An 11,581-nucleotide genomic window follows, 5' to 3' on the forward strand; every position below is an offset into this window, starting at 1 on the left:
TTCCCCAATAAAGAATTTTTATTTATTCTACATCTCGTAAACAAGTTTAAATATAAACCTCAATCATGGAGACAATGATGAGCTTGATTAATACTGAAGTTAAACCTTTCCAAGCAACTGCTTACCACAACGGCCAATTTGTTGAAGTTAACGAAACTAACCTTAAAGGTAAATGGTCTGTTGTATTCTTCTATCCAGCTGACTTCACTTTCGTTTGCCCAACTGAACTTGGTGACTTAGCTGACAACTACGCTGAATTCCAAAAACTTGGTGTTGAAATTTATGCTGTATCTACTGATACACACTTCACTCACAAAGCTTGGCACGACACTTCTGAAGAAATCAAAAAAATCCAATACCCATTAGTTGGTGACCCAACTTGGACTCTTTCTAAAAACTTCGACGTTCTTATCGAATCTGAAGGTTTAGCTGACCGTGGTACTTTCGTTATCGATCCAGAAGGTAAAATCCAAATCGTTGAACTTAACGCTGGTGGTATCGGCCGTGACGCGTCTGAACTTCTTCGTAAAGTAAAAGCTGCTCAATACGTACACGCTCACCCAGGTGAAGTTTGCCCAGCTAAATGGAAAGAAGGCGAAGCTACTCTTGCTCCATCTATCGACTTAGTTGGTAAAATCTAATTTTTTAGATTAGACCAATACGTCTAAAAACCACCCTTTTTAGGGTGGTTTTTTTATTGATTATTTTTATAAATCTAAGTCTTATTATCTACCAAAATTTCATAGCTAATTTTTTACAATTCTTATACTTATAAATTTATAGCAACATTCATTTATGAATTGTCAGCCTGCTTAACTTAGAGTACTGTCGAATTATGAAACAAAAGAGTTTTGTATATGTATTAAAAGATCAAACAAAAGTAGGAGTAGTTATATGGAAAAATCTGTTGTTGTAACCTCTTGGAAATATGATGTTTCTTCACGCTATTTAAAAATTTTCTATAGCAATGGCTCAGGTGAGCTTTATCATCCCGTTCCAGAGTTTATCTACAATAATTTGTTACGCACCACGGATAAAACTGCATTTGTTCACAAATATCTTGAGTTTGATCTTCATTTTAACAGGCTCTGTATTTCTGCTTAATTATAAAAAATCAGCCCGCTTGGGCTGATCTGTTTTATATCTTTCGACTATTAAGCCGCGTTATTTTGCTTAATATATTTCTCTAGCATTTTTTCTTTCACATCAACATGCATATTGATTTTACTGAGGTCGCCCTTATAGTGCTCAACAACGCGTTCATCCATAATTTTTGACCACCAAGATGGAATAAACGCGGGCAAAATCATTGCACCATAACCTGCTGGCAATTGCGGCGCATCTTCAAAATGCCGCAAGGTCTGAAAGCTGCGAGTTGGATTGGCATGATGATCTGAATGCCGTTGTAATTGATACAAGAACAGATTGGTCACCACATTATTATTATTCCAGCTGTGTTCTGGCAAAGTACGTTCATATTGGCCATTTTCTTTCTTTGCACGCTTTAAACCATAATGTTCAATGTAATTCACCGATTCAAACAAAGTTATTGCATACGCAGCTTGAGTAACTTGAAACGGAATCGAACGGGCACCAAATTTCGCAAACATGGCTGCATGGTACGCAGCCGACATTGCCCAGCCATGAATCAGTTCATTTTCCTTACAGAAGAAAGGCAATTTCTTACGCTCTAAGCGATTCTTCTCAATTTCAATCGCCGATTTAAAACTCCCAACTACAGTCCGCGGTAAGAACTTCCAAAAGGTTTCGCCAAATTGTGAAGATGCTGGGTCCTCAGGTGTCGCAACACGGCGGTGATGTCCATAAGGGTGTTCAATTCGGAAATGGTTATACACCGAAGGTGCTAACGCCAAATGAGATAAATAATGTTCAAGTCGACCACTCTTATGACTAAGTTCATGTGCAGTATTAATCGCAATCCCATTGACCATTCCTACTAAAGTTCCAAGTAAAACCTGATCAGCTATAGGTGTATTTTTACGAGTTGCCAAATATGCTCCATAGATATTGGTTGCATATTGCAAAGGAATAAAAAGTTTAACAATGCGGGCGTAATACGGATCTGCTTCTAAATCAGCGATTGCATCTAATGGTGGATTTTCCTTGTCTTCACCAATCAGTTTATCTAATGCCGGAATAACACCATGAATAAATAATGGCCCAAATGAAGCGAAGAACTTTTTAGTTTTTTTAGGACCAAATTGGTAGCCTGCTAGCCCACCCATTGCAATGGTCGGTACAGCTAAACCCAATAGCCATAAATGACGTTTTTTATCCTTAAATGTTGTTGTCGCTTGCTCGACATCCAGTTGAGTATGCATATTCATTAGTGACTCCAATCAAACACAAAATGTTTTGCTTGAATTGATTGTGCTCGCTCATAACCCCTCTATATTATCATTTTAAGACTTGTTATTATCATTTTAAGACTTTGCTGAGTTTTTCTTGTGCAGAAGCAACAGATTCCTGTTATCCCATCACGTTATTATTTACGGCTGATTGAAATTTTAATCGGCACGCATCAATACGATAATGATTTACTGAGAGCATTCCAACAAGAACTGGCAAAAACAGAATTATTATCGATTCAACAAATTGAACAATTTATTGAAATAGGTTTAAGTCTGCCCAACACCCAAGACTTAGCCTTTGAACTAGGTAAAAATATAAAACTCAGCTCACATAGTCTGGTCGGCTATGCGCTAATGACTAGTCCTAATTTGGAACATGCACTTAGGCTGATTGCACAATATTTTAGACTGATTATGCCGAGTTTTAAGCTCAGCATCGGGTTTCCGACCAATCAGCAAAAGGTTGAACTATTATTTGAACCGATTTTGCAGATGAATAAGCAGTGTTTGGCTTTTCATATTGAAGCGATTGCCGTGGCGTTTTACTACAGCTTGTTAGAGTTGGCAGGCCAGCAATTACAACGCTACCAAGTGTATTTGAGTATTCCTGAGCCGAGCTATCAAGAACGTTACATATCTTTAGTGAAGGCCAATTTCCACTTTAACTATACATGGCTTTCAGGTATACGCGTGGTGATTGATGAGCAACAACTAGCACTACCCTTGCCTCTAGCTGACGCACATAGTTTAAAAATAGTTGAGCAACGCTGCCAGGAACAAATCCAGAAGATCTACCATCAAGGCGAAATTGTTGAATGGGTCAGCATGATGTTGCGACAAGCCAATCAAGTTCCAACCCTAATGGAATGTGCCAAAGTATTAAATATTTCGACCAAAACCTTGCAACGTTATTTACAGCAGCAAGGTGTTGAATTCCATGCTTTAAAGCAACAAATCAGCACTGAGCGTGCCATTGATTTATTAGAGAATTCTAGCTTTACCATTACCCATATTGCCTATGAACTGGGCTATTCTAATCCTGCCAATTTCACTCGTGCATTTAATAAAGTACACGGCTGTAGTCCACAAGCTTATCGACAAGAATATCTCAAGAAAGTAAATCTACTTAAGAACCACTAAACATAAACCAGCGCCTATAGGCAAAATACTACTCATGAAATCTGCATTCTTTTTAATCAAAGATAAAAATGGACTTACCTCAGCTGCATGTGAAATAACCTTATCAATAATAAGAACACCACCTTTGGGCTTCATCAGACGCTTTAAATCTGGCCAATAACTTTCATATGCATCACGTTCAGCGTCTAACAAAATAAAATCGAAAGTTTCCTGAGCTTCATTTAAATAATCTGCGGCATCCCCTATCCAAAAATCAACGACTTCATTTAATGCCAGTTCAGTAACATGGCGTTTCGCCTCATTACTACGATTGGCATCAATTTCAAGCGTGATTACTTTCCCGTGTGTCGATTGTGCAGCCTCAGCAAGCCATAAAGTAGAATAACCCGTTGAAGTACCAATTTCTAAAATTGATTTGGCCTGCTGCATTCGAATCAATTGCGATAGAAGTTTTGCAGACTCAGCCTCAATATTTCTATAGCGCAGCAAGCGATCTGACTGCTGGGCATCATGTCGTTTAAAGGTGTCATATAAATCTGCAACTCTTTGTAAGAAAAAAGTATTTGGCATATCTTCACCCTTTAAAATCGTTATTTTATATGACAGCCGTTTGAGTTAAGTGCTTTGTATTAACTTGAACCGCGGCACGATACTCCCATCAGCCATTTGAACCGTTTCAGTAAACATATCAAGCGGACGTACCCATGTTGAATAGTCACCATAAAGACACTGATAAACAACTAACTCCTCTTCAGTCTCGCTGTGTTTTGCCACAGAAAAAACTTGATAGAGATTACCTTTATAATGCTGATAAATGCCGCGTTGCAATGACATGAAAGTACCTTTTAATGTTATGACATAAAATCTTTACAGCCATATAACATATATAAATTTTTAAATACTTTCACTTTAAAAGATAAAAAAGAGTAATAAAGAGCATTTAGAGATAAATTATTGATCTTCTTTATGAATACACTCAATAATTCAAAAAACCGATTAAATCTATAAAAACATACTGTTTCACCTATTTTGTGTTTTAACGTACTATGCATCTATTGAAAGAATTTGGATGAATTGGAGTAAAAACAGATGTTAGATCAAAACATTAAAACTCAATTAAAAGCTTACTTAGAACGTTTAGAAAGTCCAATCGAATTAGTGGCTGCTTTAGATGAATCAGATAAAGCTGCTCAAATTAAAGAATTAGTGACAGAAATCGCTGAGCTTTCTGACAAGGTGACTACTCGTTTTGATGGCAACAATACACGTCGTCCAAGCTTTGGTGTGGCTAAAGCAGGTGAACAACCTCGTGTGTTCTTTGCAGGCTTACCGATGGGGCATGAGTTTACATCTTTGATCTTGGCTCTGTTACAGGTGTCTGGCTATGCACCGAAGGTTTCTGATGAAGTGCTGAACCAGATTAAAGGTTTAAACCTCAAAGCCAACTTTGATGTGTTTGTATCGTTAAGCTGTCATAACTGTCCAGATGTGGTACAGGCGCTTAACCTGATTGCCATTTATAACCCGAACACTACAGCAACCATGATTGACGGTTCATTCTTCCAAGATGAAGTTGAACAACGCAAAATCATGGCTGTACCAATGGTGTTCCAAGACAACGAGCACATTGGTCAAGGTCGTATGACCCTTGAAGAGATTGTGGCGAAACTTGACACCAACTCAGCTGAAAAAGATGCAGCAGCACTGAATGCCAAAGATGCTTTTGATGTATTGGTGATTGGTGGTGGACCTGCGGGTGCAACAGCTGCAATTTATGCTGCACGTAAAGGTATTAACACAGGTATCGTAGCTGAACGCTTTGGTGGTCAGGTCATGGATACCATGGACATTGAAAACTTCACGTCTGTGCAAAAGACTCAAGGTCCTAAGTTTGCTGCCGAGATGGAAGCACACGTTCGTGAATACGATGTCGATATCATGAACCTGCAACGTGTCAGCAAAATCACAGGTGCAAACCAAACGGCAAATGGTCTGGTTGCAGTTGAACTTGAAAACGGTGCAAAACTTGAATCGAAAACTGTGATCCTTTCAACAGGAGCGCGTTGGAGAGAAATGAATGTACCGGGTGAAGCTGAATACCGTACCCGTGGTGTCGCATACTGCCCACACTGTGATGGTCCATTGTTTAAAGGCAAACGTGTTGCAGTGATTGGTGGTGGTAACTCAGGTGTTGAAGCTGCAATTGACCTTGCAGGGATTGTTGAGCATGTGACTCTGGTTGAGTTCGATACCAAACTTCGTGCTGACCAAGTTTTACAAAACAAATTGCATAGCTTGCCGAACACCACTGTAATTATGAATGCCTTAAGTACAGAAGTGTTAGGCGACGGCTCACAAGTCACTGGCCTTAAATATAAAGACCGTGCGACTGATGAAGAGCATGTAGTCGAGCTTGCAGGGATCTTTGTACAGATTGGTTTATTACCAAATACTGACTTCTTAAAAGACAGTGAAGTTGAATTAACCAACCGTGGTGAGATCATTGTGAATGACCGCAACGAAACCAATGTACAAGGTGTGTTTGCTGCGGGTGACTGTACCACTGTGCCTTACAAGCAAATCATTATTGCCACAGGTGAAGGCGCTAAAGCATCGCTCTCTGCGTTTGATTACATCATCCGTTCTGGACAGTAAAAACTGGTTAGCCCCCTCTTATTAAGCGAAAGCCTAGCATTCTAAAATGCTAGGCTTGTATTTTGACCCTAACAATTCGTTGTTAGGTTTTTTATGTCTTATTCAAAAGTGATGAACTATCGTCTTGCCATATCAGCAACTCGCTGTGCATCTTCTTTGATTACATCACTTGATAAAAGCCCTTTATACAAAAATACAGGTATTCCCTCTTCTACATCAGAATTATGTAATGGTTTAAAGCCATCACGATATTCAAATATAGCTATTGGAAATTTATCAATATCAACAATAAAGAACCTTTTCTGCTTTATCACAATTTCTTTATCTAAAAACTCCTGCTTTAAGAGTCTTAAAAAAAATACTCTCATTTGTGGATAACAAATTAAGTTCTCTTATACGATCTGCATCAGTTGCATACATTACTTTTAGTGCTTGTCGTTGGTTATATGAATATGTCCTTTGTGTAGGCTTAACCTCTCTCTCTTGATTTTTTGGCATTGTTTTACGACCAAACCAAAAACCTATCCCCAATCCAATAAATAAGAAAATAAATGCAGTCATTTCGAGTTCTATCTAGGTGGTTTAAATGAATCAAATGTATTTGAAGACAAACAAAGTGTTACGCAAGCTGCTTTAATGAATTAACTCGAATCGTATCACAACATGGCGCTTTTGTACTTGAATGCTTAGCTCCTACTTTTAATGCACAACAATGTTTAGAACATTTGGCTTTTGTTGCATCTTTTTTAATATTAAAGTTACAACTTTTTAACAATTTTCGATCTTTATTAATCATTTACTTTATGTTTATATTTTAGACATCCATATTTGGATGCCATGAATTAGAAGGAAAAACACAATGAATAAATTACTTGTTGCTTTAGGTCTTGCTGCGACCGTAGCCCTAGTTGGTTGTAATAAAGATAAAGCTCCAGAAACTGGTGCGACTACAGGTGAACATTTAGAAAATGCAGCTAAACAAGCAACCGCTGATATTAAATCTGCTGGTGATAAAGCTGCGAGCGATATTGCAACTGCTACAGACAATGCTACAGCTAAAATTGATGCTGCTGCTGACCATGCTGCCGATAAAACTGCAAATGCTGCTGCACAAACTGAAGCGACTGCGCGTAAAGCAACTGCTGATACAGCCAAAGCTGTTGAACATGCTGCTGCCGACGTTAAAGAGAAAGCTCAAAACTAACAGTCTGTAATATTAAAAAAGCCCCTATTAATTAGGGGCTTTTTTAATACACTTAAAATCGCTTATGAAATTAAACCTTCATCACGCATTGCAATTTGTACAGATTGACGCTCAGCAACTTTATTACGTAATGCAATAATATTTTTATAAGGTGTTAAATCATGCTCAATAGAATTTGACCAATTCGTTAAAACAAATAAATAGGCATCAGCTGGCCCAAAATTATCATTTACTAAATAGTCATAGTCCGATTCAGATAAATAACTATCGATATATTTTAAAAGGCGGTCGATTTCAGCATAAGCTTTCGTCTTTTCATCGTTTGTTAACGGTGCGCCAAAAAATACTGCATAAGCATCATGTAATTCAGAGTTCAAATAACCTAACCATTCCAATACTTTCGCACGGCCTAAGCCTGAAGGAGGAATTAAATCCTGTTTTGGGTCATGTTGCGCAAGGAATGGTAAAATCGCCACGTTTTCAGTCAAAATTAAACCTGGGTTAATTTCTAAAGCTGGTACATAGCCCTTCGGATTAATTTCGTAATAATCTGCGCCTTTTTCTGTTTTATGTGTTTTTAAATTTACTTTTTCTAAATCAAAATCAACATTAATTTCATTTAAAATAATATGTGCAGCTAAAGAACATGCGCCTGGCGAATAATATAATTTCATATCTGATCCTTCTTATCTCACATTAACGTTTTAAATTGCTTCTAAAAAACCTGCAAGGTTTGTACAATTCCTTAATTGTAAAAAAGCGTAAATTTATAAATTAGTTACACTATCTAATATTCTTGAAAAAGTTTGACCTTGCAAGTTGTCTTGCGTGACGATTGTTTAAAATATGATAAAACACATTCACATCACGCATTTTTTACCGTTAATTACGCTTAAAAAGTTGGCTAATCCATTCAACTAATTGGTTTAAGAAATCCAAAATAGGATTTTTGTTGCCATTATCAGGATGACTTGAGTCTTTACCATTTAAATCTAGATCGACAATGACAGGATCATGGTCCGAAGAACGATAGGCATCTTCACCATAAAATAGCGCCTTTTGCTCATCGGTTTTATATTCTTCGTTGTAGTCTAGAACTGTTGGCTCATCTGCATTGATATGCCAAGCAAAAGTACGAACTACTTTTGAATATAAATCTGCATCGGCAATTGCATGGTCTAAGTTACCCGCTCCACCATTGCCATTTGCATCACTTGCCACACCAAACACATAGCTATATGCCTGAGCACCCTGCCCAATCTTAGCGTCATTGAGTAAAACCTTATAGTTGGCTTTTTCAAAAGCTAAAATTGGTGCTTCTTTTGCATAGCTATTCATGTCTCCAACGAGTAAAGCATTTTGCTTAGGAACTTGAGTTGGATTTTTCGCTAGCCACTGCACGATTTGATCAACTGCTTTCACACGGGTTGGGTTCCAACATCCTTGACCATCATTTTGATCAGCGTCAGTAGAGTTCGCGTCTACTCCAGTACAACCTTTTGACTTTAAATGGTTTGGAATAACAGTAAATGTCTTATTGCCACGAACAGCTTGGAAAGTTTGTGCTAAGGTCGTTCGGTTTTTATCACCCAAGTCCAGCACAACAGGTTTGTTTAAAGGTTTAACACGTTTACTGTTATAAATAATCGCAACAGCAATAACATCACCACCTAAACGATCCAAGTTTTCAGGAACCACATATTTCCAGTCTGGACCTAATGCACTTGTTAAATGAGCAATTGCGCTGTTTGGACCATAACCATTGTTGGCAATTTCCATTAAACCGTATACGTCAGCATCAATCGCTTTTAATGCACTCACAATTTTACGGTGTTGTTTATCAAACTCTGTTTGTGTGTTTGCGCCACGCTCTGTTGGGAAACCTGTTGCGCCATTGTCATAGTTCAAAACGTTAAATGAAGCTACGCGAATATGATTAGCATTCTTTGTAAGGACACTTTGACGTGGGTTTGTTTGAGTAACAACTTCTGGTTGTGTCCGTCCAAGTACTGGCTGTACGCGCCAGCCATTAAAACGATACTCTAAAATCCCTTCAATGTTTTTAAGCTGATAACCTGAACGTAATGTATTGGCAGCACTAAAATTTGTTGGTAACCACGGAGTACGATTTTGGTTGTTATATCCATCATCAAAAATAATTTTCGATAATAAATTTTTCTGAGCTAAAGCTTTCGCTTCTGGCGACAAGGCAGGATATAAATTGGTTGGAATATATAAGCGGCCTAAGCTCAGCGATAGTTCACCATAACGGCCATAGTTATAGTTTTCACTTACCGTCAAAGCTTGAGGTAATTTGACCAACATCCCTTGATAACGCTGCGGAGAATTTGTTGAACCGCCTGCTAAGCTAGTAAATGGTAACTCCAAGCTAATTGGCTGAACTTGATTTGCCATATTGCTATTACAGCTTTGAATATCTTGCTGTAATTGGTCTATTTGTAGCTGGTTTTGATAACTTGTTAAACGGCCTCGTAAAATAACTTCATCACCAATTTGGCCACCTTTTACCGTGCTGCTATTTGGAATATAAACAAAAATGGCATTACTTACATTTGCACGTGCTTTGGTGTCAGGTGTTTGAACATAAAAGCCTGAAAAACCATTAGCATAACGATAGTCAGCAGTAATTACACCACGTACTGTATAAGTTTGATTTTGTGTTGAAGATGCTAAATCGGCAATTGGTGTATCTGAGCTTGAACAACTGACCGTTTGGACTGGCGGCTGAGTCGTAGAACCCGATAGATTTGAAAAATCATTTCGGTTTGCCCATGCTGTCCACGAGTGGTCCAAATCAAATGCTGCGGTTGGATCGATACTTAAAGCTGGATTTTCAGTTTCAATACGCTTAAAACTATTTCCTAAACTTGAAACGGCTGTTCCCCAACCTGCCTCTGGTCGTTCACCAATACGCCCAAAACGATCAACAGGTGTGCCTTTATAAACGAGTACAACTGCATCATCGCCATTAAAAGACAAGGCAGCTACTTGATTTACTTTACTACCAAGTTCAGTTTGTAGCTCTGAGCGGCCCACTAAAAACTTCTGCTTACTCGCAAGTGTACCCTGTAAACGGAAAGTCACCGTTTTTGCAGTACCACCATTATTAAACTGTTGAATCTCATAATCGGCTAAGTTAACTGTAGTACCATCCGGGTTATAAATCTCTAACCCTTTTTTATTGCTACTACCATCAACATACTGGCTAAACATAAGCTGTGCCTGAGCAACAGAACTATATGAAAATGCACCAAATGCACTTAAAAAAACTGAAAGTGTTCTTAATTGAAAAGTTTTCATGATTAAAAATGTTCATGTGAGTTTTAATTAGTCTCTTAGATTAAATATTGATCATGACATCTACATGAAGAAAAACACCGAAATATTTGACTTGACCACCTGAAGACTTAAAATACCGCATTTGAATTTCAATATTGCCAAGGTTATGTCGATCGATCAGTTAGAAACGCAAATTGCAGAATTAGACAATTTGCCTGAACACCGTGAAATTGTGACGTTTATGCGTCGTTCAGCACCACTTAATACGTCTCAACGCACGGCATTAGAACAACATCGCGATTTAATTTTGGAATATCCTGTTGGTGACTTACGTCAACACTTTGAACATCCAGAACGTCCTTTAACTGTTGAAATCGGTTTTGGTATGGGACGTTCGCTAGTGCTTATGGCTAAGGCGAATCCTGAACGCAACTATGTGGGCATTGAAGTCCATGTACCTGGTATTGCCCAATGTTTATACGAAGCAGGTATAGCAGAACTTAAAAACTTACGTGTCCTCGATGCAGACGCGATTCAAGTTTTACGTGAAATGCCAGACAACAGTATTAACTGTGTACAACTTTACTTCCCAGACCCTTGGCAAAAGAAACGTCATTTTAAACGCCGTTTTGTTATTCATGAGCGTATGCAACTAGTCGAACAGAAACTTGAGCTTGGTGGTACGTTCCATGCAGCAACAGATTGGGAACCGTATGCAGAATGGATGCTTGATGTACTAGACAATCGTCCAGATCTTGAAAATTTAGCTGGTAAAGGCAACAGTTACCCTCGACCAGAGTGGCGTCCAGTGACTAAGTTTGAACGCCGTGGTATTGAGTCAGGCCATAAAATTAATGACTTTATCTTTAAAAAGATTAAGTAAAATTTAACTACTAAAGACAAAAAAATA

The 11,581-nt window shown here is 38.2% G+C and carries 13 protein-coding genes; 6 read left to right on the forward strand and 7 right to left on the reverse strand.

Annotated features, from left to right (window positions below; genetic code table 11):
- The first annotated feature begins 77 nt into the window (after window positions 1–77).
- Both ahpC and NE363_RS12415 read left to right on the forward strand, forming a co-directional pair.
- Window positions 78–641, forward strand: a complete 564-nt coding sequence (gene ahpC, locus NE363_RS12410; protein WP_003652649.1) for an alkyl hydroperoxide reductase subunit C — start codon at window positions 78–80, stop codon at window positions 639–641.
- A 253-nt stretch (window positions 642–894) separates the two neighbouring features.
- Window positions 895–1,104, forward strand: coding sequence for a KTSC domain-containing protein (locus NE363_RS12415; protein ID WP_004702739.1), 210 nt, complete (start codon window positions 895–897; stop codon window positions 1,102–1,104).
- 50 nt (window positions 1,105–1,154) lie between these two features.
- On the opposite strand, the gene NE363_RS12420 is transcribed toward NE363_RS12415, so the two are convergent.
- On the reverse strand, window positions 1,155–2,348 hold the full coding sequence (locus NE363_RS12420; protein WP_445535168.1) for an alkane 1-monooxygenase: 1,194 nt from the start codon (window positions 2,346–2,348) through the stop codon (window positions 1,155–1,157).
- Window positions 2,349–2,468: 120 nt separating this feature from the next.
- On the opposite strand from NE363_RS12420, the gene NE363_RS12425 reads away from it, so the two are divergent.
- Complete coding sequence (locus tag NE363_RS12425) at window positions 2,469–3,512, forward strand: helix-turn-helix domain-containing protein (protein ID WP_445535169.1); 1,044 nt, start codon at window positions 2,469–2,471, stop codon at window positions 3,510–3,512.
- Here NE363_RS12425 and NE363_RS12430 read toward each other — a convergent pair.
- Both NE363_RS12430 and NE363_RS12435 read right to left on the reverse strand, forming a co-directional pair.
- A complete protein-coding gene (locus NE363_RS12430; RefSeq protein WP_019457442.1) occupies window positions 3,495–4,082 on the reverse strand; it encodes an O-methyltransferase in 588 nt (195 codons plus the stop codon). The genes NE363_RS12425 and NE363_RS12430 overlap by 18 nt on opposite strands.
- 45 nt (window positions 4,083–4,127) lie before the next feature.
- Window positions 4,128–4,346 carry a DUF1653 domain-containing protein gene (locus NE363_RS12435; RefSeq protein WP_004702746.1) on the reverse strand — a complete coding sequence of 73 codons (219 nt, stop codon included), beginning with the start codon at window positions 4,344–4,346 and terminating at the stop codon, window positions 4,128–4,130.
- A 255-nt stretch (window positions 4,347–4,601) separates the two neighbouring features.
- Between NE363_RS12435 and ahpF the strand changes: the two genes are divergently transcribed.
- On the forward strand, window positions 4,602–6,167 hold the full coding sequence (gene ahpF / locus NE363_RS12440) for an alkyl hydroperoxide reductase subunit F (protein WP_445535170.1): 1,566 nt from the start codon (window positions 4,602–4,604) through the stop codon (window positions 6,165–6,167).
- A 116-nt stretch (window positions 6,168–6,283) separates the two neighbouring features.
- Here ahpF and NE363_RS12445 read toward each other — a convergent pair whose 3' ends face one another.
- Window positions 6,284–6,481 carry a hypothetical protein gene (locus NE363_RS12445; RefSeq protein ID WP_445535171.1) on the reverse strand — a complete coding sequence of 66 codons (198 nt, stop codon included), beginning with the start codon at window positions 6,479–6,481 and terminating at the stop codon, window positions 6,284–6,286.
- 7 nt (window positions 6,482–6,488) lie between these two features.
- Window positions 6,489–6,728: a hypothetical protein gene (locus tag NE363_RS12450; protein WP_445535172.1), complete on the reverse strand. Its 240-nt coding sequence runs from the start codon at window positions 6,726–6,728 to the stop codon at window positions 6,489–6,491.
- A 298-nt stretch (window positions 6,729–7,026) separates the two neighbouring features.
- Between NE363_RS12450 and NE363_RS12455 the strand changes: the two genes are divergently transcribed.
- Window positions 7,027–7,371 (forward strand): hypothetical protein, encoded by a 345-nt coding sequence (locus NE363_RS12455; protein ID WP_004702748.1) that lies wholly within the window; start codon window positions 7,027–7,029, stop codon window positions 7,369–7,371.
- Between the two features lie 62 nt (window positions 7,372–7,433).
- Here NE363_RS12455 and NE363_RS12460 read toward each other — a convergent pair whose 3' ends face one another.
- Together NE363_RS12460 and NE363_RS12465 are read right to left on the reverse strand one after the other, a co-directional pair.
- Window positions 7,434–8,045, reverse strand: a complete 612-nt coding sequence (locus NE363_RS12460) for a glutathione binding-like protein (protein WP_004702749.1) — start codon at window positions 8,043–8,045, stop codon at window positions 7,434–7,436.
- Window positions 8,046–8,253: 208 nt separating this feature from the next.
- Window positions 8,254–10,692: an ExeM/NucH family extracellular endonuclease gene (locus tag NE363_RS12465; protein ID WP_445535173.1), complete on the reverse strand. Its 2,439-nt coding sequence runs from the start codon at window positions 10,690–10,692 to the stop codon at window positions 8,254–8,256.
- Between the two features lie 145 nt (window positions 10,693–10,837).
- Here NE363_RS12465 and trmB point away from each other — a divergent pair, with 145 nt between their 5' ends.
- A complete protein-coding gene (gene trmB, locus NE363_RS12470; RefSeq protein WP_100191880.1) occupies window positions 10,838–11,554 on the forward strand; it encodes a tRNA (guanosine(46)-N7)-methyltransferase TrmB in 717 nt (238 codons plus the stop codon).
- Window positions 11,555–11,581 lie beyond the last annotated feature (27 nt).

The sequence above is a fragment of the Acinetobacter sp. G18 genome, assembly GCF_052660225.1.